The sequence below is a fragment of the Pseudomonas sp. 15A4 genome, from assembly GCF_016925575.1.
Lineage (GTDB): Bacteria > Pseudomonadota > Gammaproteobacteria > Pseudomonadales > Pseudomonadaceae > Aquipseudomonas.
In genome coordinates this window covers 2,807,003-2,831,052 of the sequence record NZ_CP068986.1, presented here as the reverse complement: position 1 = coordinate 2,831,052, position 24,050 = coordinate 2,807,003, and the positions used below count along the sequence as shown (strand labels likewise).

The following is a 24,050-nucleotide window of genomic DNA, read 5'->3' as shown; positions in this document are numbered from 1 at the left end:
ATCAATGGCCTCCCGAGCGTCGACCGCGTCGCGATGACAGGTAGTCGATCAGCAGATTGACGCCGATGGTCAGCGTGCCGATGGCCAGCGCCGGAATGATGATCGCCATCGCGCCCTGATTGAGGCCGCCGATGTTTTCCCGCACCAGCGAGCCAAGGTCGGCGTCGGGCGGCTGTACGCCGAGGCCCAGAAAGCTCATGCCGCTGAGCAACAGCACGATGTAGCCGAAACGCAGGCCCAGGTCGGTGAGCACCGGGTTGAGCATGTTCGGCAGGATTTCCCGGCACGCCACGTACAGCTTGCCTTCGCCCCGGGTACGCGCCACTTGCACGTATTCCAGCGCTTCGATATTCACCGCCATGCTGCGGGCCACCCGGAACGAACCGGGGATATAGCTGATGACCGCCGTGCAGATCAGCAGCGTGACCGACGAGCCGAAGGCCGAGACCATGATCAGCGCGAGCATCTTGCTGGGGATCGAAATGAACGCGTCCATGATCCGGCTGATGATTTCGTCCAGCCATTTCGGCGAAACCACCGACAGCAGCGCGCAGCCGGTGCCGAAGAAGCTGGCCAACAGCGCCGCCACCAGCGACAGACCGACGGTGAAGCGCGCCCCCACCAGCACCCGGCTGAGCATGTCGCGGCCCAGGTAATCGGTGCCGAAGGGATGCGCCAGGCTGAAGCCTTCGAAGATGTTGTCGGAGATCACTTCGCCGACCGGGTGCGGCGCCAGCCACGGGCCGAACAGCGCCACCAGCAGCCAGATCACACAGACGGCAGCGCCGACCAGTCCCAGCCAGGACGGGTTGCCGGAGACCTTGGCCAGTGCCAGGGCTGAAGACGCAGGCCTGGATTTCGCAATGAGCGGGTTCATTGGTTTCTCAGCCTCGGGTTGGAGAGGATGGCGCAGAGGTCGGCGAGCAACACCAGCGCCAGATAGGCCGCGCAGAACAGCATGGTGCAGGCTTGCACCAACGCCATGTCGCGGTTGGTCACGGCATCGACCATCAGGCTGGCGATGCCGGGGTAGTTGAAGATGGTTTCGACGATCACCACCCCGCCGAGAAGGTACGACAGGCTCAGGGCGATGGCGTTGGCAATCGGCCCGATGGCGTTGGGCAACGCGTGGCGCAGCACGATGCGGATCGGGCTGACGCCTTTGAGGCGGGCCATTTCCACGTACGGGCTGTCGAGCTGGTCGATGACGGCAGCACGGGTCATCCGCGCCATCTGCGCCACGATCACGCAGCACAGGGTCATCACCGGTAACGCGTAGGTGCGCAAAAACTGCAGCGGCGAGGTGATGTCAGTGGCATAGGACAGTGCCGACAGCCAACCGAGGTTGACCGCGAAAATCAGCACCGCCAGGGTCGCCACCAGAAACTCCGGCACCGCGACCATCGCCAGGGTGATGAAACTCAGGCAGCTGTCGATGCGCCCGCCCCGGCCCATGGCCGAACCGATGCCGAGGATCAGCGCCAGCGGCACCGACACCAGCGCCGTGGCGCCTGCCAGCATCAGCGTGTTCGGCACCCGGCCGGCCATCAATTCACCCACCGGCATGGCGTTGGACACCGACTGGCCCATGTCGCCGGTAAGCAGGCTCATCAACCAGTGCAGATAGCGCAACACGCCGGGTTGATCGAGCCCCAGTTTCAGGCGCAGTGCCGCCACCTGTTCCGGGGTGGCGAACTGCCCGAGGGATTGCTGCGCCGCGTCGCCCGGCAGCACGGCCGTGATCGCAAACACGACCATGGACACGATCAACAGGGTCACGACCCCGGCACCGAGGCGCCGGCAGATCAACCACAGCGTATGGCTATTCATCGCACTGCCTCCTCAAGCGTCCAGCCACACCTGCTCGGCGAACATGTAACCCATGAAGCCGCCCAACGGGTTGGAGTCATAGCCCTTGATGCGCTGGTCGACGCCGTCGATGTTGCTGATGAACACCGGCACGCCGATGCCGCAGTGATCGTGCACCAGGGTCTGCATGTCGCCGTACATCTTGGCGCGCTTGGCGTCGTCGGTTTCGCCCCGGGCCAGCATCAGCAACTGGTCGAACTGATCGTTCTGCCAGCCGGACTCGTTCCACGGCGCCTTGGACTGGAAGAACTGCGAGAACATCACGTCGGCGTTCGGTCGCGGGTTGATGTTGCCGAAGCTCAACGGGTGCTTCATCCAGTGGTTGGACCAGTAGCCGTCGCTCGGCAGGCGGTTGACGTCCAGTTTGAGCCCCGCCTGTTTCGCCGATTGCTGCAGCAGCACGGCGATGTCCACGGAACCGGTCGCGGCAGGCGACGCCATGACGGGCATGGTGATGCTTTCCATGCCGGCTTTCTTCAGCAGGAATTTGGCTTTTTCCGGGTCGTATACCGTCTGCGGCAAGTCGGTGTTGAAGTAGCGCGAACCTGGCGCAATCGGGTGGTCGTTGCCGACCACGGCGAAGCCACGGAACACCGCGGATTTGACCTGTTCGCGGTCCAGCAGCAGTTTCATGGCCTGGGTGAATTCCGGGCTTTTGCCGGGGAGCTGGTCCTGGCGAATGATCAAGTCAGTGTAGTTGCCCGACGGCGCATCAACGACGCGGTGTTTGGGGCTGGCGGCGATACGTGTGGTGGAGCGCGGGTTGACCTCGTTGATCATGTGCACGTCGCCGGACAGCAACGCGTTGACCCGCGACGGCTCGTCGGCAATGGCGATGAATTCGATCTCGTCGAGGTACGGCAGGCCCGGTTTCCAGTAGTTCTTGTTGCGCACGGCCACCGAACGCACACCCGGCTTGAACTCGCCGACGGTGAACGGCCCGGTGCCGATGCCTTTGTTGAAGTCGGTGGTGCCCTCGGGAACGATCAGCAGGTGCGACACGGCCAGGATCGACGGCAGTTCGGCGTTCGGCGCGCTCAGGCGGATCTGCACTTCGTTCGGACCGGTGGCCTTGATCTCTGCGAACTGCTCCATCAGCGGCATGACTTTGGAACCGGTGAGCGGGTCCTTGTGGCGGCTGAGGGAGAACACCACGTCGGCGGCGCCGAGGCTCTTGCCGTTGTGGAAGGTCACGTCCTTGCGCAGGGTGATGGTCCACAGCGTGGCGTCGACATTGTCGATGCGCTCGGCCAGTTCCAGCTGCGGCACCAAGTGCTTATCGAAGCGGGTCAGGCCGTTGTAGAACATGTAGTGACGGGCGTAGTCGGTGGACAGCGCGCCCTTGGCCGGGTCGAGGGTGTCGGCGGTGGAACTGGACATGCCGGCGACGCGGATCTTGCCGCCCGGTTTGCCCTTGCCGCCAGCGGTGGCTTCTTCGGCGAACAGTTTGCCGGCGCTGCCGAACAGGCTGCCCGCCCCCGCTGCGGCGACACCGGCCAGGCCGAGCATCTGCAAGGCATTGCGCCGCGACATGCCGCGATTGAGGCCTTCGAATACCCGCAGGCTGTCTGGGCCGGAGATAAGCTCGGGGGTGTCTTTGTGGTCAGTCATATCAAGGCTACCTGTCGATGATCGGGATATTCGAGTGCTCACGGATGTCCGGAGCGTCCTGGAAACGCAGACGACGGTGACGCTACAGCGGCGACTCAGTGCAGGGCTCCGTGCATGATTCAGTGCAAATAGTCCTGCAAGCGGTAGTACGCACCCACGAACGGCAGAAACCACGGCTTGCCGAAGTGCCCGGAATCGCCGGCCACTCCAGTTCACGCCAGGGGTTGGCCGCTGCGTTGCCGGCCATGACCTCAGCCATGACCTGGCCCATGTGCACGGACATCTGCACGCCATGGCCGCTGTAACCCATGGAATGAAACACGCCGCCGTGCTGGCCGGCGCGGGGCAGACGGTCGGACGTCATGTCCACCAGACCGCCCCAGCAGTAATCGATTTTCACGTTGGCCAATTGCGGGAACATGTTCAGCATCGCCGCCTGCAGCACCTTGCCGCTCTTGGCGTCGGACACGCCGTCGGACATGGCAAAACGCGCACGCCCGCCAAACAGCAGGCGGTTGTCCGGGGTCAGGCGAAAGTAGTTGCCGATCATGCGGCTGGTCACGTAGGCCCGGTGCTGCGGCAACAACTCGTCGATCAGGGCCTGGGGCAAGACTTCGGTGGCGATGACAAAACTGCCCACCGGCACGATCCGCCGGCGGTACCAGCCGAGGTCGCCGTGCTGGCAAGCGCCGGTCGCCAGCAGCACTTGGCCTGCGTGCAGCGAGCCCTTGGCGGTGTTGACCTGATAACCGCCGGCCTGGGGCTTCCAGTCCTTGACCGGGGTGTGTTGGTAAATCATTGCGCCGCGCCGGGCAGCGGCTTCCGCCAGACCGACCCCAAAGCGGCCGACGTGCATTTGCACGCCGTTGCGCTGCAACAAGCCACCGTGAAACTGCGACGAGTTGACTTCGGCACGGGTTTGCTCGGCATTCAGCAGCTCGACGTCGGCGTCCACCTCCTGGCGGATCAGCTCGCAGGTGCGGGCCAGGCCTTCGTAATGCAGGGGTTTGGCCGCCAGCTTGAGCTTGCCGTTGCGCCGCAGATCGCAGGCGATCCCTTCCTGCTCGACCAGCGACACCACGGTCTGGACCGCGCTTTCATAGGCCTGGTAATAGGCGCGCGCCCTGGCCGCACCGAGACTGGCGTGCAGACCGGCGTAATCCTGCGCGACGCCGGTGTTGCACTGGCCGCCGTTGCGACCGGAGGCTTCACCGATCACGCGCCCGGCATCCAGCACCACCACGCTGGCCCCCTTGAGCGTCAGCGCCCGCGCCGCCGACAGGCCGGTGAATCCACCGCCGATCACGGCCACGTCGACCTGCCCGGGCAAGCCGCCGAGTTGGGCACCGGTGAAGGCCGGTGAAGTGTCGAGCCAATAGGATTCACTGCCCATCTTTAACCCCTTATGCGAAAACGGCGGCGCTGAAACGGCGTGGAGACGGCGCTTGAGTTACAGGCCCACCAGCGCCGGCAGTCCGCCGATGTCGGTGATTTGCTGGTACTCGAAATACGCATTCGCCGGCACTTCATGACCGCGGGCGACGAAGGCCTTGTTCTTGATCTTCATGTCGTGGGCCGGCATCAGGTCGTAACGGAAGCTCGAAGACACATGCAAGATGTCTTCCGGGCCGCAGCCGAGGTTGTCGAGCATGAATTCAAAAGCTGCCAGGCGTGGCTTGTAAGCCTGGGCCTGTTCGGCGGTGAAGACCTTGTGAAACGGCGCGCCGAGTTTGTCGACGTTGGACATGATCTGGCTGTCGCTGGCGTTGGAGAAGATCACCAGGGGAATCTTGTCGGCGATCTTCGACAGACCGGCCGGCACGTCGGCGTGGGGGCCCCAGGTCGGCACCGCGTCGTAATACAGCTGGCCTTCATCGCGGTACTCGACGCCCCAGCGTTTGCAGGTCCGGGCCAGGGCGGTCTTGAGGATCACGTCGTACGGCTGCCAGTCGCCCATGACCTGATCGAGGCGATAGGCCGAAAAGTCTTTGACGAACTGGTCCATCTGTTCAGGCTTGACGCGGTCGGCGAAGAGCTCGCGGGTCATGGTGCCCATGTGGAAGTTGGTGAGCGTGCCGTAGCAGTCGAACGTAATGAATTTGGGACGGAGAAAGCTCATTGAGTGCGGTCCTGAAGTCAGTTGAGTGTGGCAAGCGTTCGCTGCCCTGGCGGCGCGTCGGCCTCGTTGCAGCACAGCTTCATTACATCACTGTGAAATCAGCATATGCCGTCTAAAACGACCCGTGCTCAATACAAACCACCGTTTTGGTGGCTGGCCTCAGCAGAGTTTGCGGTGCGCGCCAGCCTTGGGCAGGGCCTGTGTTTGTGCGCTTTTAGGGGGCTTTTGTGAGGATTGCTGGGTGGTAAGGCTTAAGAATGGGGCTTGCGGCGGCAGATAATGTTGATCGTTCCCACTCAGACCGCGGGAACGATCAGTGGGGCTGAAACGATAAAATCCGCCCCTGGCATTTGCTGCCGCCCTCGCCCCGGATTTAAGTATGAAGTTGGGTCTCGTCCCTCGCCGCGCAACGAATCTGCCGAATATCCCTCGCCCTCTTGTCAGCCCTTAAATCAGGTGGGATACAGGCGTTCAGCGCTATCTGAATAACGCATAACGGAGCCTCGCCATGTCCGCCCTGCCGCACCCTTCTTATACCTACCGCCGGATGACCGTTGCCGATCTGGCCGCCGCCCATGACCTGTCGGTTCAACTGAAATGGCCCCATCGCCTGGACGACTGGGCGATGCTGCACCGGGTCAGCGACGGCTTCGTGGTGATGGACGGCAGTCGCCTGATCGGCAGCGCCTTCGTCTGCCCTCAAGGTGATTTCGCGACCATCGGCCTGGTGATCGTCAGCAACGACTATCAGGGCCAGGGCATTGGCCGCCGCTTGATGGAGACGGCCCTCGCCGCGTGCGAGCCGCGTACGCCGATTCTTAACGCCACCGTCGCTGGCAAGCCGTTATATGCCAGTCAGGGTTTTGTTGAGTTCGGTCGAGTGCAGCAGCATCAGGGCCAGGCGCAGGTGCCGGCGCTTGATGAGCTGGCCGCCGGCGAAATATGCCGTGCGCTCACTGCTGACGATCACGCCGCCCTGCTCGCCCTCGCCAAAGCCGCCAGCGGCCTGGACCGTCGCGATGTGTTGCGCGACCTGCAAGTGGAGCATGCCGTGGGCATCGAGCGTGACGGTCAGCTGCGCGGCTTTGCCTTGCTGCGGCCGTTCGGACGCGGGCGCTGCATCGGGCCGGTGGTGGCAGAGAATATCCATCAGGCCAAGCACTTGATCGCGACGTTGCTGGCACAGGTGCCGGACACTTTTGTGCGCATCGACATCCCTGTGACCTGCGGACTCAGCGACTGGCTGGAAACGGCGGGCCTGAAGAACGTCGACACCGTGGTACAGATGGCCCGAGGCGCGCCGCCCGAGGCCAGCCAGGGCGTGCAACCTTTTGCGCTGATCACCCAGGCGATCGGCTGATTTTTTACGGAGCGTTAACCATGTCATCTCCCGGTATTTTGCTGTTGGCGCGCGCTGATGGCAGCGGCGTTTCTACGTCTTTCAGCTCGGCGCCGTTGAGCGCGCTCGACCCTTTTGCCGAGGCGCGAAATGTGGCGTGGCGCGGCGATGACGGGGTGTCGGCCGGGCTTGTGCGGTTCACCGGCGACGCGTTGATCGAAGACTTTCCCTACAGCGAGACGCTGGTGGTGCACGCCGGCCATGTGGTGCTGAGCAGTGCGGAGCAGACGCTGGAGTTGGGCGTCGGTGACAGTGCGGTGATTGGCCGTGGCAGTCGGGTGGCGGTGCACGCCAGCACTGGCAGTGAGTGGGCGTTTTGTGCGGTGGATGTGGAGGGTGCGCCGGCGCGTCCCGGTTTGACGCTGTTGCCGGCGCATCTGCGGCTGGAGCCGTCGGCGACGCTGGAGCCGCCGATTTTGATCGGGCCTGCGCCGCAGTGTCGGGCGTTGAGTCTGTTCGATGATGAGGTGACGGATTTAAAGGTTGGGATCTGTGATTCGACGCCGTATCAGCGCCATGGTCGTGGGCATCGGTTGCATGAGTTGATGCATCTGTTGGAGGGGAGCGTGACGTTGGCCGATGATGAGGGAGGTGAGGTGACGGTTAATCCGGGGGATACGGTTTTTGTGGTGAAGGGGGCGTTTTGCGCGTGGACCAGCACGGTTTACGTCCGCAAGGTCTATGCGGTGAAGTAACCTCAGCGTCTCTCTTTAGATCAAGATCAAGATCAAGATCAAGATCAAGGGCGTCTGCCTGGGGGCAGACTGTTTCGCCTTCGGCGAGTTACTTGGAAAAGCACCCCAAGTAACCAAGGGTGCTTGCTCTCGGTTGGGCCCGACTTCGTCGGGTTCCTTCACTCCGGTCCCGCTCCGTGGACCCGCCGCCATCCGCCATCCATGGCGGGGGCGGCTCTCGCGGCATCCATGCCGCTCGGCCCACTCCGCGAGACCTGCGTTCAGCCTGCACCAAAGTCGCGTTCTGCGGTGTCTGCGCTTTTTGCGTATGAAGATCAAAAGCGCGCTTACGCTTAGTACGACCGGCTTTAGCCGGGAAGCCTTTGATCTTGATCGTTCCCACGCTCTGCGTGGGAATGCATCCCCTGACGCTCCGCGTCACCGGTCTCACTGATGCAACGCGCGCTGTTAGTGGGACCGGCTTCAGCCGGGAAGAGGCCAGTCTGGACGTTGGTAGTTTTGCTGATCAGACACCCTACCTGTGGGAGCGAGCTTGCTCGCGAAGCTGTTGCTGTTTCTGTCCGATCGTTCCCCACGCTCCGCGTGGGAATGCATCCTGTGACGCTCCGCGTCACCGGTCTCATTGATGCAACGCGCGCTGTTAGTGGGACCGGCTTTAGCCGGGAAGAGGCCAGTCCCAGCGCCGAGGATGTTGCGGCATGACGCCTGCTCCTTGATCAACCGACGCTCACACCTTCAACGCATCTTCCAGAAACGCCACCAACGCCTGCACCCTCGGACTCCGCAATTTCCTGGAGGGCACGAGGAGGTTGACCGGGGCGCTGTCGAAACTCCAGTCGGCGAGGACGCGGACGAGGTTGCCGGCGGCGATGGCGTCGCTGACGTCCCATTGCGAGCGCAGCACGAGGCCCAGGCCTTGTTCGGCCCAGCGGCGGGCGACGCTGCCGTCGTTGGTGAGCAGGGCCGGTTCGACGCGCAGGGTTTTGCGGGCGGGGCCTTTGCGCAGGTGCCAGAGGGTGACGTCTTCGTCGTTCTCGCGGATGCAGATGCAGCGGTGGGCGCTGAGTTGGTCCGGCGAGGTCGGCTCGCCGTGTGCTTGCAGGTAGGCCGGGCTCGCGCACAGCCAGCGTTCGTTGGGTGAGAGTTGCCGCGCGGTCCAGAGGCTGTCGTTGAGGTGGCCGATGTGGATCACGGCGTCGCTGTCGTGCCGGTCCGGCCAGGGTGTTTCGCGCAGGTCCAGGTGCAGGCACAACTGCGGATGTAGCCGGATGAAACGCGCCAACAGCGGTGCCAGTCGCTGGCGTCCGAAGCCGAAGGGCGCCGCCAGCCGCAACGTGCCGACCAGTCTTTCGTCCTTTTGCCGGAAGGATTCCGGTAGCGCTTCGAGCTGTTCCAGCAACAGCGCGCTTTCCCGGGAGAAGCGTTCGCCGTCGGCCGTCAGGCTCAGGCGGCGGGCATCGCGGTTGGCCAGGGTCAGGCCCAGCAATGTCTCCAGTTTACGCAGGCGCATGGACAGCGCCGGCGGCGAGACATTGAGCGCTCTGGCCGCCGCGCTCAGGGATTCGGCACGGCTCAGGGCGACCGCCAGGCGCAGGTCTTCGATGGAGATCATTCACTTTTGCTTAATGATTGATGAGGCTGAATTGAACCACACCTTAACGACAGCTGAGTAGAGTGCAGCCTGTCCCTCGCCACCCGAGTTCCGTCATGTCTACGCCGATCGCTTCTCTCGACACCCCCGCCGCGCTGGTGGACGTCCCGCGCATGCAGCGCAACATCCAGCGCATGCAGCAGCGCATGAACAGCCTCGGCGTGCGGTTGCGTCCCCACGCCAAGACCAGCAAATGCCTGCCGGTGATTCAGGCGCAGATCGCGGCCGGTGCGAGGGGCGTGACGGTCTCGACCCTGAAAGAAGCCGAGCACTGTTTCAACCAGGGCATCAACGACGTGTTGTACGCGGTCGCCATCGCGCCCGGCAAATTGGATCAGGCACTGGCGCTGCGGTGCGCCGGCTGCAACCTGAGCGTGCTCACCGACAGCGTTCAGGGCGCACAGGCCATCGTCGCGTTTGCGCGTGAGCACGACGAATCCAACCCCATCTGGCCCGTCTGGATTGAGGTCGACTGCGACGGTCATCGGTCCGGCCTCGCTGCCGAAGACCCGGCACTCATCGACGTGGCGCGCATCCTCATCGACGGCGGCGTGCAGCTGCGCGGTGTGATGACCCACGCCGGTTCCAGCTACGAACTCGACAACCCCGAAGCACTGCAGGCCCTCGCCGAACAGGAGCGCGCACTCTGCGTTCAGGCCGCTCAACGCATCCGTGACGCCGGGATGGCCTGCCCGGACGTCAGCATCGGCTCCACGCCCACCGCCCTCTCGGCCCTGAATCTGGACGGCGTGACGGAAGTGCGCGCTGGCGTCTATGTGTTCTTCGATCTGGTCATGCACAACATCGGCGTCTGCCGAGCCGACGAGTTGGCGCTGAGCGTGCTGACCACGGTGATCGGCCATCAGCAGGAAAAGGGCTGGATCATCACCGACGCCGGATGGATGGCCATGAGTCGTGATCGCGGCACCCAGCGTCAGCGTTACGATTTCGGTTACGGCCAGGTGTGCGGCGAAGCGGGGGAATGGATCGAAGGGGCGTTGGTTACTGGCGCCAATCAGGAGCACGGCATCATTACTCTGGGCGAGGCGGACAGTACCGACCTCGCCGCACGATTCCCCATCGGCAGCCGCCTGCGCATTCTGCCCAACCACGCCTGCGCCACCGGTGCGCAATTCCCGGACTATCACGCCCTCGACGCCGACGGCGCGGTGCACACCTGGAGTCGTCTGCATGGCTGGTGACATCGAGATCATTCACACGGCCGACGCAGCGGCGCCGGGCGGGCACTATTCCCAAGCAGTGGCTTACGGCGGCTTGCTGTACGTGTCCGGGCAATTGCCGGTGCGGGCCAACGGCGAGCACAGCGCCGATCAGCCGTTCGAAGTGCAGGCCTCGATTGCCCTCGACAATCTCATGGCGATCCTCCGGGAAGCGGGCCTGGGCCCAACCGATTTGCTGAAAGTCACGGTCTACGTGGTGGGCATTGAACACTGGCCGGCGTTTGACCGACTCTATGCACAGTGCCTGGGTGAGCATCGGCCCGCCCGCGCCGTGGTGCCAGTCCCGGTTTTGCATCACGGTTACCTGATTGAGATAGAAGCCGTAGCCCGTGGCCTGCAACCCCATAACCTGCGTGAGGAACCTTCATGAACCCGCAAAAAAGCGATGTGCTGGTAATCGGCGGCGGCGTCATGGGCGCCTCCTCGACGTTTTTCCTGCAGCGGCGCGGCCGCTCGGTCACCCTGCTGGAACGCGACCAGATCGGTCAGTACGCCAGCGGCGTGAACTTCGGCAACGTCCGTCGCCAAGGTCGTTATCTGGGCCAGCTCGAACTGGCAAACCGGTCGTGGGGATTGTGGAAACGTCTGCCGGAGCTGATCGACGACGACCTGGAATTCATCCCCAGCGGGCACATGCGCGTGTGTTATCGCGAGGACGAAATCGCCGAGCTGGAGGCCTACGCCGCTGCGCCAGAGGCCGAGCAACTGGACCTGAAAATCTATCGCGGCGCCGAGTTGCACGAGCGGTTTCCCTTCCTCGGCGCAGAGGTCAAGGGCGGCTCTTACGCGCCTCACGACGGTCACGCCAATCCGCGTCTGGCGGCCCCGGCATTTGCCCGCGCGGCCGGTCGGCTTGGCGCACGCATTGAGGAGCGCACCGAAGTCGCGGACGTGCAAAAGGTCGGCGGACAGTTCCACGTCACCACCACCGACGGGCAATTGTTCGTCGCCGAGCAGCTGTTGATCACCGCCGGCGCGTGGGCGACCAGGCTGTCTCAACAGTTCGATGAACCCGTGCCCCTGGAGCCCAACGGTCCGCAGATGTCGGTGACCGAGCCGGTGCCCTACGCGTTGCCGACGGTGATCGGCGTGTTCACCAAGATCAAGGAAGAGGTGATTTATTTTCGGCAGATTCCGCGCGGCAACATCATCATCGGTGGCGGCGCTCGTTGCGCGCCGGACATGGTCAACCGCCGGGCGTTTTTCAAGCCTGAAAGCCTGCTCAACCAGATGCGCCAGATGAAGCGGCTGGTGCCCGGCGCCGAGAAGCTCAACATCATCCGCACCTGGAGCGGTATCGAAAGCTACACGCCGGACTCGCTGCCGGTGATGGGCCGCAGCGGCATGGTCGACGGACTGTTTTACGCGTTCGGCTTCTGCGGCCATGGCTTTCAGCTCGGCCCTGGGGTCGGCGATGTGATGGCCGAACTGATCAGCACCGGCAGCACCACCACGTCCATCAGCCCCTTCGACATCCGCCGGTTTACTCAGCCATCACTCGTACCGCAATTGGCGACCAGCCTTTTCAGCACAGGAAAACTCATATGAGCGACGCCTACGTTTATCGCATGGCGACGGCGGCCGACATGCCCGCCGCCCACGCGCTGTCCGTGCAGTTGAAGTGGCCCCATCGCGAGGCAGACTGGGCGATGGTGCAGCGCACGTCCGAGGGTTTCGTCGCTGAACATGACGGGCAATTGGTGGGGGTGGCGTTTGCTTGTCATCAGGGGGCTTATTCTTCCATCGGGCTGGTGATCGTCAGTGATCAGCACCAGAGCAAAGGCATTGGGCGCCAGTTGATGAACCTGTGCCTGGACGCCGCCGCGCCGCGCACGCCGATCCTCAATGCCACTGAATCAGGGGCGCCGCTGTATGTGAGCATGGGTTTCGTCGAATACGCGCGGATTCAGCAGCATCAGGGCGTGCCGCAGTTGCCGCCGGTTCTGGCTTCGACGGGAGACGCACGGTGTCGTGAGGTGACCCAGTCCGAATACCCGCAGGTGATCGAACTGGCCAACGCCGGCAGCGGGCTGGACAGAACGGCGGTGCTCAACGATCTGCTGCCGATGGCGGAGTGTGTGGTGGGCGTCGAGGTGCACGGCCAACTGAAAGGCTGCGCCCTGCTCCGCCGTTTTGGTCGCGGGCACCTTATCGGGCCGGTGGTTGCGCAGGATCTGGCGCAGGCAAAACAGATGATCACGCACCTGCTGGGCCTGATCCCCGGCGCGTTTGTGCGTTTCGATATTCTGGCTGATTGCGGGCTGGTGGAGTGGCTGGAAGGTCTGGGGCTGCCATGCGTTGATCGCGCGCCCCGCATGGTGCTGGGCGAACCGCCGCAGTCTCGGGATGGGATTGCCCAGTTTGCGATGGTGACCCAGGCGATTGGGTGAACGTTGCCAGGCGCGCCGCCATTTGTAGGACAGGCTTTAGCCGGGAAAGCGTCAGGCGCCACACCGCAAAATTGATGGCGCTCACACGGGCCTCTTCCCGGCTGAAGCCGGTCCCACTATTTGGACGCGGTCATCCTGTAGGACCGGCTTTAGCCGGGAAAGCGTCGGGCGTCACGCCGCAAAACTGCGGGTGCACATGCGGGCCTGTTCCCGGCTGAAGCCGGTTCTACGAAAACACATCGCGTGCATTCAGGATATCCGGCATGACCTCGACTGTAGGACTGGCTTTAGCCGGGAAAGCGTCAGGTGTCACGCTGCATAATTGATGGTGCTAACACTGGCCTCTTCCCGGCTGAAGCCGGTCCTACGAAAACAGACCGCATGCATCCCGCCAATCAGGCAGCGTACGCAATCCCTTGTGGGACCGGCTTTAGCCGGGAAGGCGGCAGCGGCAACACCGATGGATTCAGCAGATTCTCCCTTGCAGGCCGCAACAACGGCATCTTTTGCCTGGGCCGGTTTGTTAGCGTATCGACACGTCAGGACTCGCTGTTCGCAGCACTTATCACCGCTCCAGGGAGCTAGCTGGATGACCTCATACGCTTCAAATACCCACGGCATCGAGCTGCAAAACGCCGGGCAGTTCTACATCAACGGCGAGTGGATATCCCCCGCTATCCACGCCAGTTTGCCCGTGGTCAATCCGGCCACTGAGGAGGTGGTCGCCGAGGTCGCGCGGGGTTCGGCCGAGGACGTTGATCGGGCCGTCGCCGCAGCCCGCGCTGCCTTCCCCGGCTGGTCGGCAACGCCGGTCGTAGAACGCGCGTCGATCCTGAGCAAAATCCACGCGCTGATCCTTGAGCGCAAAGAGCCGCTGGCCCAGGCCCTGTCCCTGGAAATGGGCGCGGCCATCAGTTTCTCCCGCGCCATGCAGGTGCCGCTGGCCGCCGAACACGTGCGGGTCGCCCGGGATCTGCTGTCCACCTACCGCTTCCAGACCGTTGAAGGCAGCACCGCCATCGAGCGGGAAGCCATCGGCGTCTGCGGCCTGATCACGCCGTGGAACTGGCCGCTCTACCAGATCACCGCCAAAGTCGCGCCGGCCCTCGCCGCCGGTTGTACGGTGGTGCTGAAACCCAGCGAGCTGTCGCCGTTAAGCGCCCTGCTGTTCGCCCAACTGGTCCACGACGCCGGCCTGCCCCCGGCGTGTTCAATCTGGTCAACGGCAGCGGCGCGGACGTCGGCGCCGCCATAGCCGCCCACCCCGACATCGACATGATCTCCATCACCGGCTCGAACCGTGCCGGCGCCCTCGTCGCGCAAGCGGCGGCAGTGACGGTGAAACGCGTGACCCAGGAGCTGGGCGGCAAGTCGCCAAACGTGATGCTGCCCGACGCCGACTTCGCCAAAGCCGTGCCGCTTGGGGTACTGTCGGCCTTCCGCAATGTCGGCCAGTCGTGCAGCGCACCGACCCGCATGATCGTGCCCCGCGCCCGCCTCGCCGAAGTCGAAGCACTGGCCGCCGACACCGCCAACGCGTTGATCGTCGGTGACCCGCAATCCCCCGACACCCAACTCGGCCCGATTGCCAACGAAGCCCAGTTCAGCCGCGTTCAAGCCATGATCCAGGCCGGCATCAGCGAAGGCGCGAAACTGCTGTGCGGCGGGCCGGGCCGCGTGCCGGGGCTTGAAAAAGGTTATTACACCAAGCCAACGGTGTTCTCCGAGGTCGACTCAGCCATGCGCATCGCCCAAGAGGAAATCTTCGGCCCGGTGCTGTGCATCCTCGCCTACGACACCATCGACGAAGCCGTGGCCATCGCCAACGACACGGTCTACGGCCTGGGCGCCCACGTGCAGGCGCAGGACCTCGAACTGGGCCGCGCCGTCGCCTCGCGCATCCGCGCCGGACAGGTGCACCTGAACCATCCGGCGTGGAATCCCATGGCGCCCTTCGGCGGCTACAAGCGCTCGGGCAACGGCCGGGAGTACGGCGTGATGGGATTTGAGGAGTATCTGGAGACCAAGGCGATTATCGGCTTCAACGCCTGATCGGCCGCTCGCCGGAATCCTTGGACGTTTCGAATTGGGGGACCGGCTTCAGCCGGGAAGTCGTCATTCGTCACACCGCAAAATGGGTGGCGCACAAACCGGCCTCTCCCCGGCTAAAGCCAGTCCTACAAAGGTATCGGCGTGCAAGACAGCATCCGCAGCCGCTGAAACCATGAATCAGCCACCACAAAAAAGGGCTGTCCGCGCAAACGGACAGCCCTTTTCAACATCCGCCCGATTTACGCCAGGCTTTTGCTCACCACTTCATACACGTCCGGCGACAGCGGCCCGGAAGCGAGGATGCGCTCCAGTTCCGCTTTCATCAGCGCTTGCCGCGCGCTGTCGTACTTGCGCCAGCGGGTCAGCGGCGCCAGTTGGCGCGAGGCGATCTGCGGGTTGAAGCCGTTCAGCTCGATGACCAGATCAGCCAGGAAACGATAGCCCGAGCCATCCGCCCCATGGAAGTTGATCAGGTTCTGCCCGGCAAAGGCACCGATCAGGGCACGCACCTTGTTCGGGTTCTTCAGGGTGAACGCCGGGTGCTGCATCAGCGCTTTCACACGCTCCAGCCCGCCCGGCAAGCCGCTGCCGGCCTGCACGCTGAACCACTGATCCATGACCAGCGCGTTGTCCTTGAAGTTTTCCGCGAACACTTCCAGCGCCTTGGCCTTCTCGGCCTCGAACGGCGAGTTCACCAGGACGGCCAGCGCAGTCAGGCGCTCGGTCATGTTGTCGGCGGTGTCGAACTGGTCGATGGCGGCGGCCAGGACTTCCGGCTTGCCGGTCAACATCAGGTACGACAGCGCGATGTTCTGCAACGCACGGCGAGCGAAGTGCTCGGACGCGGCCACATAAGGCGTCTGCTTCGACAGCTCGCGGTTGGTCTGGTAACGCTGCCACAGCGCGTCGCTCAGGTTGTCGGCCAATTGCTGACGGGCAAACTCGCGCGCGGCGTGGATCGCATCGACGTCAGCCACTTCGCTGATCTCGATCAGATACGCCTCGCCCGGCAGCGAGAGCATTTCCGCGACCATGGCCTGATCCAGACTGTCGTCGGTCAGCACGGTGTGCAGCGCGGTGATCAGACGCTGATCCATGACCAGCGACTCGCCCTTCTGGTGCTGGGCGATCAGGTCCTGCAGCACCTGAACCGACAGTTGCTGACCGGCGTCCCAGCGGTTGAAGCCGTCGCTGTCGTGCTGCATCAGGAACATCAGCTGATCGCGGTTGTACGGGAAGCTCAGTTTGACCGGTGCCGAGAACCCGCGCAGGAGCGAAGGCAGCGGTTGTTCGTCGATGTCGATGAAGGTGAAGGTCTGCTCGGCTTCGGTTACCGACAGTACCCGGGAAGTGTTCACCGCCGGTGCTTCGCCGTGCAGGCGCAGCGGCAGTTCCTGACCCTGAGCGTCCAGCAGGCCCATAGCGACCGGGATCACGAACGGCAGCTTCTGATCGCCCGGCTGGCCAGGCGTGGTCGGCGTGCTCTGACGGAAGGTCAGGCTGTAGGTCTTCGCGTCAGCGTCGTAGGATTCGCTGACCGCCAGACGCGGCGTGCCGGCCTGGGAGTACCAGCGCTTGAACTGAGTGAAGTCGACCCCATTGGCGTCTTCCATGGCCTTGACGAAATCGTCGCAGGTCACGGCCTGGCCGTCGTGGCGCTCGAAGAACAAGTCGCTGCCCTTGCGGAATCCTTCCACGCCCAACAGCGTGTGGATCATGCCGACCACTTCCGCGCCCTTCTCGTACACGGTCAGGGTGTAGAAGTTGGAAATCTCGATGAAGCTGTCCGGGCGCACGGCGTGGGCCATGGGGCCGGCGTCTTCGGCGAACTGGTGGGTGCGCAGGTAGGCGACGTCCTGGATGCGCTTGACCGTGGCCGAGTTCATGTCCGCCGAGAAGCCGGAATCACGGAACACCGTGAAGCCTTCCTTCAGCGACAGCTGGAACCAGTCGCGGCAGGTGACGCGGTTGCCGGTCCAGTTGTGGAAGTATTCGTGGGCGACGATCGCTTCGACGCGCTGGTGGGCGGCGTCGGTCGCGGTCTCGGCGCGGGCCAGCACGGCGCTGGAGTTGAAAATGTTGAGGCCCTTGTTCTCCATGGCACCCATGTTGAAGTCGTTGACGGCGACGATCATGAAGATGTCCAGATCGTATTCGCGGCCATAGACTTCTTCGTCCCATCGCATGGACTTCTTCAGGCTGTCCATGGCGTGCTGGCATTTGTCGACGTTTTCCGGCTCGACGAAGATGCGCAGCGTGACCTTGCGCTGGCTCATGGTGGTGAAGGTGTCTTCGATGCACCACAAGTCACCGGCCACCAGCGCGAACAGGTAGGCCGGCTTCTTGAACGGGTCTTCCCACGTCGCCCAGTGGCGGTCGCCGTCCTCGGACGGGCCGGCGGCGATCAGGTTGCCGTTGGACAGCAGGATCGGGAACGCCTGCTTGTTGGCGCTGACGGTCGTGGTGAATTTACTCATCACGTCCGGGCGGTCGAGGTAATAGGTAATCTTGCGGAAGCCCTCGGCCTCGCACTGGGTGCAGAACATGCCGCTGGATTTGTACAAGCCTTCCAGGGCGGTGTTGGTTTCAGGGTGGATCTTCACGGTGGTGTCGAGGGTGAAGGTCTCGGACGTCGGCTGCACGGTCAGGCTGTCGGAGGTCAACTGGTAGCCGTTGTGTGACAGGTCGCCCGCGGTCAGGTCGACATCCGCCAATTTCACCGACAGCAGCTCAAGCTGCTGGCCGTCGAGTTCCAGCGGTGGCAAGGCCGCGCTCTGGGCCAGCGCGGCGCGCTCCGGGTTGCGGCGCATCACCAACTGCGCGTGGACAAGCGAGTGGTCGTCGAACAATTCAAACGTCAGGTGGGTCTCGTCAATGAGGTACTCCGGCGCCTGATAATCCTTCAGGTAAATCATTTTCGGCTGGTCGGTGCGCATGCTGTTGTCCCTTCTTCTGCTAATACGGGCTACTGATGCACGGCGAGTTGATACGCCGTGTATTTGCGAATATTGATCACGCCGGTGTCGAAGATCAGGTACTGCCCTTTGACGCCTAACAGGGTGCCTTCGGCGATCGGATCCTTGTCCAGGTTGAAGCTGACGATCTTGGTCGGGTAGGCCTCTACCGGGTATCGGATCTCGATGGGCTCGACATCGTTCATCACCTGAATGGCCTGCAAGCCAAAGCGCATTTGCAGCGCGACAAGCCCCTCTGCACAAGACTCGAACAGTTGCTGACGAATCGCCGCCAGATCAACCGCCGGTGCGTCGCCCTTGAGCAGCGCGCGCCAGTTGGTGCGGTCGGCCACCTGACTGCGGAACAGGTCTTCGACGAAACCGGACTGCTGCCGGGTGGCGCAGCGCACGATTGGCAGCGCCTGACTGGCCCCTTGGTCCAGCCAGCGCGTTGGCAGCTGAGTGGCGCGGGTGATGCCGACTTTGACGCCCGACGAGTTGGCCAGATAGACCACGTGGTCGGTCATACAAAACTGCTCGCCCCACGCCGGATCGCGGCAGGTGCCATGTTCGTGGTGGCAGCGTTCGGGGCTCATGATGCACAGGTCGCACTGGGCCAGCTTGAGCATGCACGGGTAGCAATAACCCTGGCTGTAGCTGGTCTTGGTGCGTTTGCCGCAATGGCTGCAGTGAATCGCGCCCAGAAACTCAAGGCGCACGGTCTTGCCGATCAGCGGGTTGACGGGGATCTGTGAATCCCCCAGCCGGAACGCGTATTCCACCCGCGAGGCCTCAAGCCGCGCGGACATTTTGTTGACGGAGCCTCTGCCGATTTCAATCAATGAATGGAGTCCGATTTGAACAGGATATTGGGGACCGGCGCCGACTTCGACGCGCACTCTTGCGGGCCCATGTAGCCGATGCGCTGGTCCTCGGGCACGTTGCGCACTTCCCAGGCAATCAGCGCCTGCAGCGACAGCTCACGTTGTTCCTGGGTCAGCTTGCGGCCGTCGGACCATTTGCCGATTTCCACCGCCAGCTTCAGGCTTTCGTAGACGTCCGGTGTGATGTTTTCGATCATTTCCGAAAAAGATGACATGTGAACAACCTCAGATAAATGTCGCCAATTCAATCGGCGCAATTATGACCATTCGAAACTGGGCATGATGCCAGCTCGTCAGAATTCCTTGGACAGCTTGACCTGTACCAGCTCTTTATCCAGCAAACGCCGGAATATCTGTGGCGCGGCGAAGGTGTAGGCTGCAAATGCCAGCCACAGCCAGTCGATCACTTGCGCAACTTGTGAATACCCCTGAGCCGTGAGGGTGATGACTGCTACGCGGTAGGTCACAAACATGACAAGCAACAGGATGATCGCTCCGGTCGCGCTGCGCTCGTTCATCCAGCTGTTGAACCGCCACCAAGCGCCGAGAAACAGGTTGCCCCGGGCTTTCACCGCCGTCAGTAAGTGCAGCGCAGCAACGTTGTTGGCGTTTTCCTGCAAGGCCCAGATCGCGTGATCCCGTGCGCCGCCAACGTCTCCCTCACGGAGCAGCAAATGCCCCAGAACGACAACAGCGCCGGGGTGGCCGGGGATGCCACCAAGGCCTGACGGGCGAATTGGTGGGCCTGATCCCATTGATGACTTTCACGGTGGAACTGCGCCATGGCCACCAGGTTGGCGGCATCGTCTGGCGCCAGCTCCAGTGCTTTTTCAAGCGGCTCGCGGCTTTGAGAAAGACGGCCGGTCAACTGATAAAGCTCGGCTCGGCTGCGATGATTCAGCGGATTGAGAGGCTCCATATCTAACAGTTGTGCCAGGTGCTCCTCCGCCGATTTGAACTTACGCTGGGCCATGGCGACCTGTGCCGCGGCGTAATGGGCCAGCGGCAATAAGGCGTCGGCAGCCAGAGCCAGCTGCACTTCGCGGCGAGCGGCGTGGAGACGGCGCATGTTCATCAGGCAGATGGCTAGAAGTGCGTGGGCCTCTGCCGAGTCCGGATCGCTGGCCAGCAATTGACGCAGTGCGTCGATGGCCCCGTCGTTGCGGTCGGCCTGCAGACGCTGGTAAGCCAGCTGCAGTAGATAATCGGTGTTCATCAGCTCACCACCAGGTACCAGAGGGTGTAAGGCAAAAACTTCACGACCATACCTTTGAGCACAAAGCCGCCGATCAGCGCCAGCGGCAGACCGAGGCGATTCAGTTCGCCGCCGTAATATTGATAGATCTCGATGGTCTGGTTTTGCTGCATGTATAGCAGGTAGCCGATGGTCAGTTTCCACACCACCGGCACCAACAACGCGTATTCCACTTGGGCCTGGGATGCCAGATAGCCCAATCCCGCCAGTTGTATCAGCGCCCACCCGATGAACACGCTGCCCACCAGCGCGACACCGGCCAGGCACCATTCACGCACCCGGGTCGGACTGCCCACTGCAATGGAATTGAACACGAACCACGGCAGCCCCAGCCAGGCACCTCCGAGCATCATGCCCAACAGTGGCCAGAACGGTGACACCGCCCATTTGGCCAAAGCGCCCGGCCTGGGTTCATCCTCGATACGATACCCGCCATATCGCGCCATCAGCGACCCTTCCCGTGCTTGTCGAGGAAGGCCAGCACGTCATCGTATTGATTGCCCTCGTTGGCGTAGCGCGCGTAGTTGCGTGCGGTGGTCAGCCATTCCAGAGTCGTGGCGCGCACTTCTTTCAGGGCTTCCTTGAAATGCGCGTCGCAGATCACCCGTTCACTGCCGCTGCTGAGCGAGTCTTCAATGGCGCCATCTGCAGCGGTTTCCACCAGTTCACCAAGGTCGGCACCGGAGAAGCCGGAGGTGTTCTTCGCCAGATAGCCGAAATCGATGTCGTCAGCTACGGGCCGGTCTTTCATCATCATGCGCAGCATGCTTTCCCGCGCTTCACGGTCAGGTGGCGGCACGAACAGCACGCGGTCGAAACGGCCGGGACGACGGAACGCCGAGTCAACTGACCATGGCACGTTGGTCGCCGCGAGAATTAGCACGCCCTTGTTGTCCTGGGTGAAGCCGTCCATCTCGGAGAGAAACTGGCTGACCAGCTTGGAAGAGGTCGATTCACGGGTGTTGGCGCGCTTGCCGCCCAACGCCTCTACCTCATCGAAAAACATCACTGCCGGCGCCTTGGCGCGGGCCTGCTCGAACAGCGCATGGAGTTTGCGTTCGGACTCGCCGATGTACATGTCCAGCACGTCGGAGATGGCGATGTTGAAGAACGTGGCGTTGCACTCCCCCGCCGTGGCCCGGGCAAGCAGGGTTTTGCCGCAGCCGGGTGGTCCGTAAAGCAGCACGCCGCCGCCGACCTTCTTGCGAAAGCGCTGGAAGAGGCCGGGCTTCTGGTACGGCAGGATAATTTTTTTGTGGATGGTCTTTTTCAGGTCTTCCAGACCACCGATGTCACTGAAGGTCACAGTTCGGTTGTCTGGCTGTAGCAAGCGTGTCACTTCGCTCTGATCGGTGTCGTCGTTGGAAATTACCCGCAAACGCGGACGCCCGTCAGCGAAGGGCACTTCCGTCACCGACACGTTCAAGCGACGCCAGAACACCACATCTTCCAGCGCCGGGTTGGCTTCAATGGCCGCGCGGTATTCGACCCGCGCCTCTATCAGGCGCTCCAGATCGGCCAGAATCCGCGCTTTGAACAGCCGCGTGCTGGCATCGGTACCCTCAGCCAACTGCAAAGCGCGCGAAGCATCACCTGCCGCCAGGCAGAGTTTGGCCGCAGCCAGTTTTAGGGCCGGGACCGCTAGCCATTGCTCCAGGTCGTCAGGCAACAACTTCAGGCCGCGCTCATGTTCACCGCGCTCAACACTGGCGTCGAGCAACAAGGTCAGCAGTGCGACGTTGCCGGGGGCCGCTTGCAGCGCGGACTCCAACTGGTCGAACGTCGAATCATCCATGGAGGTTCCTCAAAATCAAAAGGTACAGTGCTTTCGAGCGCATCAGGTCCGCATCTCCGGTCGCGTCACGTCGACCCAGACGAACTTGTTCGGGTCGATCTGGGTTTCCTGATCCAGCCGATACGCGACCAGCTTGCCGTAGAGCACGGCGCTGTAATCCAGGCACGCCAGATTCGGACGGATAGGCGCGGGGATGCCGCTGCGCCAGTAGTGGCCGACGAACAACATTGGTTCATTGGCGCCGTAGCGCAGCAGCGCGTTTTTCTCGCTGGGGGACAGCGGCCGCCGCGCCACCGGTCCCGGCAGCGCGTCAGGCTGGAACACCACGTCGCCGTAGGTCTGCGGGTCGTCTTCCCAGAACTTGGTGCGGAACGAGGCGCGGGTCAGGCCGTCGCCGCCGGTCAGGGTCATGCCGTGGGGCAGGCGCATGTCGGTGCCGCGCAGCAGGCGATCAAACACCGCGCTGGCAAAACTGCCCGGCTCCGCCGATGCCTGCACAAAGGCCTGGTCGATACGACCGTCGCCGTGAACACTGCGCAACGGCTCGATCAGACTGGCATCCCAGCAGGCGTGAACCACCCGAAAGCGCTCGGCGTCGATGAACAGCGGCAATTGGTAAAACCATTTCAGAAAGTCGTGCCAGTCACCCGGATGCTGCTCGAACTGCGCCAGGGTTTCGCCCAGCAGGCGGGCATGGCGCGGCGTGTGTTCGCGCACCCACTGGTGGCCGCTGTCGGGCGGCGCCGGTGTGCTCCAGCCCAGCGCGTTGAATTCATGGTTGCCCATGATGCAGAACGCCTGGCCGGCCTCGACCATGTCACGGACGATGTGCAGCGTTTCGCGGATGCGCGGGCCGCGGTCGATGAGGTCGCCTAGGAACACGGCGATGCGTTCAGGGTGGCGCCAGACGCCGGCCTGAAAGCGGTAATCAAGTGTGTCGAGCAAGTGCTCAAGGGTCTGGGCACAACCATGCACGTCACCGATCAGATCGTAGCCACGCGCGGGATCGAGCATCAGTCGCTCCCGCCGCCAAGCCGACTGCCCCAACCGAGTTTGGTGCGGCAGACTTCGTAGTAATTGTGATCGAGCGGGTGAATGAGTCGCAGCTTCTGAGGCTTCTTTTTCACGGTCACGGTGTCACCCGGCGCGCAGGTGAAGTGGTTCTGGCCATCGCAGGAAACCTGTGGGTATATCGTCATGTCCTTTGAGACAACGATTTTCAGCTCACTGTTTCCGTCCACGACAATCGGCCTGCCGGACAGCGTGTGAGGGTACATCGGCACAATGACGATGGCGTCGAGCTTGGGGTGCATGATCGGGCCGCCCGCCGACAGCGCGTAGGCCGTGGAGCCGGTGGGCGTCGCAACGATCAGGCCATCGGCCTTTTGGCTGCAGACGAACTGGCCGTCGATGTAGATTTCGAATTCGATCATCCGCGTGGATTTGCCGGGGTGCAGCACCACGTCGTTGAGCGCGTCACCCTGGCCGATCGCTTCACCGTGGCGGCGCACTTCGGCCTGCAACAGGAAGCGGTTTTCCACCAGATAGTGGCCGTCGAGCACTTCGGCGACTTTGACTTCCAGCTCGTCGGGGCGGATGTCGGTCAGGAAGCCCAGGCTGCCACGGTTGATGCCCAGCACCGGCACGTTGTGCTTGGCCAGCGCACGGGCGGCGCCGAGCAGACTGCCATCGCCGCCGACGACGATGACCATGTCGCAGACTTCACCGAGCATCTTGCGCGAAGACGTCTGCAGACCATGCCCCGGCAGGACCTCGGCGATGGCGTCTTCGAGGATCACATGCAGGTGCCGCGATATCAGGAATTTCTTGAGTCGGCGAACGGTCTCCACCACCTGGGTACTGCCCAGGCGACCAATGATGCCGATATTTCGAAATTGCTCCATGGGGCTCCCGCAGGCGTGATGCGTGTAAAGAACGCGATTATGGGCGAAGGGGTCGGGTGCGGCAAATGAAGCGCTCTGCCCTCCGTGCTATCCCCTCAACGTCGCCGCATAAACAAAGCGTCCGTAGGCGCCGGCTTACTGGCGAATGCAGTATGTCAGTCGGCGTATTGAGTGCTGGTTAATCGCTTTCGCCTGCAAGCCTGCTCCCACACGGGACTCGCATCAAACAGG

General features: G+C 62.9%; 20 protein-coding genes and 2 pseudogenes. 7 read left to right on the top strand and 15 right to left on the bottom strand.

The genetic code is table 11. The features are described from left to right. Position 1 precedes the first annotated feature (1 nt). The 5 genes and pseudogenes from JN403_RS12765 to JN403_RS12745 form a co-directional block, all read right to left on the bottom strand. The gene (locus JN403_RS12765; RefSeq protein WP_108123039.1) at positions 2-877 is read right to left on the bottom strand and encodes an ABC transporter permease; all 876 of its coding nucleotides are present in this window, start codon (positions 875-877) and stop codon (positions 2-4) included. Further along, a complete protein-coding gene (locus JN403_RS12760; RefSeq protein ID WP_122535507.1) occupies positions 874-1,830 on the bottom strand; it encodes an ABC transporter permease in 957 nt (318 codons plus the stop codon). Before JN403_RS12760 ends, JN403_RS12765 begins: the two co-directional genes overlap by 4 nt. 12 nt (positions 1,831-1,842) lie before the next feature. Further along, complete coding sequence (locus JN403_RS12755) at positions 1,843-3,480, bottom strand: ABC transporter substrate-binding protein (protein ID WP_205487182.1); 1,638 nt, start codon at positions 3,478-3,480, stop codon at positions 1,843-1,845. 119 nt (positions 3,481-3,599) lie between these two features. Continuing rightward, positions 3,600-4,873 (bottom strand): annotated as a pseudogene (locus JN403_RS12750) (FAD-dependent oxidoreductase). A gap of 57 nt (positions 4,874-4,930) precedes the next feature. Beyond that, complete coding sequence (locus JN403_RS12745; RefSeq protein WP_122535510.1) at positions 4,931-5,599, bottom strand: haloacid dehalogenase type II; 669 nt, start codon at positions 5,597-5,599, stop codon at positions 4,931-4,933. A gap of 508 nt (positions 5,600-6,107) precedes the next feature. On the opposite strand from JN403_RS12745, the gene JN403_RS12740 reads away from it, so the two are divergent. Beyond that, the gene (locus JN403_RS12740) at positions 6,108-6,959 is read left to right on the top strand and encodes a GNAT family N-acetyltransferase (protein ID WP_205487181.1); all 852 of its coding nucleotides are present in this window, start codon (positions 6,108-6,110) and stop codon (positions 6,957-6,959) included. A 20-nt stretch (positions 6,960-6,979) separates the two neighbouring features. Further along, the gene (locus tag JN403_RS12735; RefSeq protein WP_205487180.1) at positions 6,980-7,693 is read left to right on the top strand and encodes a cupin domain-containing protein; all 714 of its coding nucleotides are present in this window, start codon (positions 6,980-6,982) and stop codon (positions 7,691-7,693) included. A 727-nt stretch (positions 7,694-8,420) separates the two neighbouring features. Here the strand turns inward: JN403_RS12735 and JN403_RS12730 are convergent. Then, the gene (locus tag JN403_RS12730) at positions 8,421-9,305 is read right to left on the bottom strand and encodes a LysR family transcriptional regulator (protein ID WP_205487179.1); all 885 of its coding nucleotides are present in this window, start codon (positions 9,303-9,305) and stop codon (positions 8,421-8,423) included. A gap of 95 nt (positions 9,306-9,400) precedes the next feature. Here JN403_RS12730 and JN403_RS12725 point away from each other — a divergent pair, with 95 nt between their 5' ends. The 5 genes and pseudogenes from JN403_RS12725 to JN403_RS12705 all read left to right on the top strand — a co-directional run bounded on the left by JN403_RS12725 (position 9,401) and on the right by JN403_RS12705 (position 15,027). Then, positions 9,401-10,546, top strand: a complete 1,146-nt coding sequence (locus tag JN403_RS12725; protein WP_205487178.1) for a DSD1 family PLP-dependent enzyme — start codon at positions 9,401-9,403, stop codon at positions 10,544-10,546. Next, positions 10,536-10,955, top strand: a complete 420-nt coding sequence (locus JN403_RS12720; protein WP_205487177.1) for a RidA family protein — start codon at positions 10,536-10,538, stop codon at positions 10,953-10,955. Before JN403_RS12725 ends, JN403_RS12720 begins: the two co-directional genes overlap by 11 nt. Continuing rightward, complete coding sequence (locus JN403_RS12715) at positions 10,952-12,133, top strand: FAD-dependent oxidoreductase (protein ID WP_205487176.1); 1,182 nt, start codon at positions 10,952-10,954, stop codon at positions 12,131-12,133. The genes JN403_RS12720 and JN403_RS12715 overlap by 4 nt, the downstream gene beginning before the upstream one ends. Next, positions 12,130-12,975 (top strand): GNAT family N-acetyltransferase, encoded by an 846-nt coding sequence (locus JN403_RS12710; RefSeq protein ID WP_205487175.1) that lies wholly within the window; start codon positions 12,130-12,132, stop codon positions 12,973-12,975. The genes JN403_RS12715 and JN403_RS12710 overlap by 4 nt, the downstream gene beginning before the upstream one ends. A 589-nt stretch (positions 12,976-13,564) precedes the next feature. Further along, a pseudogene (locus JN403_RS12705) lies at positions 13,565-15,027 on the top strand (aldehyde dehydrogenase family protein). 239 nt (positions 15,028-15,266) lie between these two features. Here JN403_RS12705 and pepN read toward each other — a convergent pair. From pepN to JN403_RS12665, 9 genes are all read right to left on the bottom strand, one after another. Further along, complete coding sequence (pepN, locus tag JN403_RS12700; protein ID WP_205487174.1) at positions 15,267-17,963, bottom strand: aminopeptidase N; 2,697 nt, start codon at positions 17,961-17,963, stop codon at positions 15,267-15,269. Between the two features lie 29 nt (positions 17,964-17,992). Beyond that, complete coding sequence (locus JN403_RS12695) at positions 17,993-18,823, bottom strand: DUF2797 domain-containing protein (RefSeq protein WP_163022093.1); 831 nt, start codon at positions 18,821-18,823, stop codon at positions 17,993-17,995. After that, complete coding sequence (locus JN403_RS12690; RefSeq protein ID WP_205487173.1) at positions 18,820-19,080, bottom strand: DUF1315 family protein; 261 nt, start codon at positions 19,078-19,080, stop codon at positions 18,820-18,822. The genes JN403_RS12695 and JN403_RS12690 overlap by 4 nt, the downstream gene beginning before the upstream one ends. Positions 19,081-19,158: 78 nt before the next feature. Beyond that, the gene (locus tag JN403_RS25475; RefSeq protein ID WP_240356916.1) at positions 19,159-19,485 is read right to left on the bottom strand and encodes a hypothetical protein; all 327 of its coding nucleotides are present in this window, start codon (positions 19,483-19,485) and stop codon (positions 19,159-19,161) included. Continuing rightward, entirely contained in the window at positions 19,443-20,081 is a 639-nt protein-coding gene (locus JN403_RS12685; RefSeq protein WP_240356915.1) for a tetratricopeptide repeat protein, read from the bottom strand. Before JN403_RS12685 ends, JN403_RS25475 begins: the two co-directional genes overlap by 43 nt. After that, on the bottom strand, positions 20,081-20,566 hold the full coding sequence (locus JN403_RS12680; RefSeq protein WP_205487172.1) for a hypothetical protein: 486 nt from the start codon (positions 20,564-20,566) through the stop codon (positions 20,081-20,083). The genes JN403_RS12685 and JN403_RS12680 overlap by 1 nt, the downstream gene beginning before the upstream one ends. Further along, the gene (locus JN403_RS12675) at positions 20,566-21,915 is read right to left on the bottom strand and encodes an ATP-binding protein (RefSeq protein WP_205487171.1); all 1,350 of its coding nucleotides are present in this window, start codon (positions 21,913-21,915) and stop codon (positions 20,566-20,568) included. Before JN403_RS12675 ends, JN403_RS12680 begins: the two co-directional genes overlap by 1 nt. Positions 21,916-21,957: 42 nt before the next feature. Then, positions 21,958-22,929: a metallophosphoesterase gene (locus tag JN403_RS12670; protein ID WP_205487170.1), complete on the bottom strand. Its 972-nt coding sequence runs from the start codon at positions 22,927-22,929 to the stop codon at positions 21,958-21,960. Then, the gene (locus JN403_RS12665) at positions 22,929-23,819 is read right to left on the bottom strand and encodes an NAD(+) kinase (protein ID WP_037011709.1); all 891 of its coding nucleotides are present in this window, start codon (positions 23,817-23,819) and stop codon (positions 22,929-22,931) included. Before JN403_RS12665 ends, JN403_RS12670 begins: the two co-directional genes overlap by 1 nt. Between the last annotated feature and the right edge of the window lie 231 nt (positions 23,820-24,050).

Excerpts from the sequence above, each read along its gene's own strand:
- JN403_RS12685 (WP_240356915.1), bottom strand. The coding sequence starts at position 20,081 with ATGAACACCGATTATCTACTGCAGCTGGCTTACCAGCGTCTGCAGGCC.
- JN403_RS12665 (WP_037011709.1), bottom strand. The coding sequence starts at position 23,819 with ATGGAGCAATTTCGAAATATCGGCATCATTGGTCGCCTGGGCAGTACC.
- JN403_RS12675 (WP_205487171.1), bottom strand. The coding sequence starts at position 21,915 with ATGGATGATTCGACGTTCGACCAGTTGGAGTCCGCGCTGCAAGCGGCC.
- JN403_RS12730 (WP_205487179.1), bottom strand. The coding sequence starts at position 9,305 with ATGATCTCCATCGAAGACCTGCGCCTGGCGGTCGCCCTGAGCCGTGCC.
- JN403_RS12760 (WP_122535507.1), bottom strand. The coding sequence starts at position 1,830 with ATGAATAGCCATACGCTGTGGTTGATCTGCCGGCGCCTCGGTGCCGGG.
- JN403_RS12725 (WP_205487178.1), top strand. The coding sequence starts at position 9,401 with ATGTCTACGCCGATCGCTTCTCTCGACACCCCCGCCGCGCTGGTGGAC.
- pepN (WP_205487174.1), bottom strand. The coding sequence starts at position 17,963 with ATGCGCACCGACCAGCCGAAAATGATTTACCTGAAGGATTATCAGGCG.
- JN403_RS12710 (WP_205487175.1), top strand. The coding sequence starts at position 12,130 with ATGAGCGACGCCTACGTTTATCGCATGGCGACGGCGGCCGACATGCCC.
- JN403_RS12735 (WP_205487180.1), top strand. The coding sequence starts at position 6,980 with ATGTCATCTCCCGGTATTTTGCTGTTGGCGCGCGCTGATGGCAGCGGC.
- JN403_RS12680 (WP_205487172.1), bottom strand. The coding sequence starts at position 20,566 with ATGGCGCGATATGGCGGGTATCGTATCGAGGATGAACCCAGGCCGGGC.
- JN403_RS12765 (WP_108123039.1), bottom strand. The coding sequence starts at position 877 with ATGAACCCGCTCATTGCGAAATCCAGGCCTGCGTCTTCAGCCCTGGCA.
- JN403_RS12720 (WP_205487177.1), top strand. The coding sequence starts at position 10,536 with ATGGCTGGTGACATCGAGATCATTCACACGGCCGACGCAGCGGCGCCG.
- JN403_RS12745 (WP_122535510.1), bottom strand. The coding sequence starts at position 5,599 with ATGAGCTTTCTCCGTCCCAAATTCATTACGTTCGACTGCTACGGCACG.
- JN403_RS12670 (WP_205487170.1), bottom strand. The coding sequence starts at position 22,929 with ATGCTCGATCCCGCGCGTGGCTACGATCTGATCGGTGACGTGCATGGT.
- JN403_RS12715 (WP_205487176.1), top strand. The coding sequence starts at position 10,952 with ATGAACCCGCAAAAAAGCGATGTGCTGGTAATCGGCGGCGGCGTCATG.
- JN403_RS12740 (WP_205487181.1), top strand. The coding sequence starts at position 6,108 with ATGTCCGCCCTGCCGCACCCTTCTTATACCTACCGCCGGATGACCGTT.
- JN403_RS12755 (WP_205487182.1), bottom strand. The coding sequence starts at position 3,480 with ATGACTGACCACAAAGACACCCCCGAGCTTATCTCCGGCCCAGACAGC.
- JN403_RS12690 (WP_205487173.1), bottom strand. The coding sequence starts at position 19,080 with ATGTCATCTTTTTCGGAAATGATCGAAAACATCACACCGGACGTCTAC.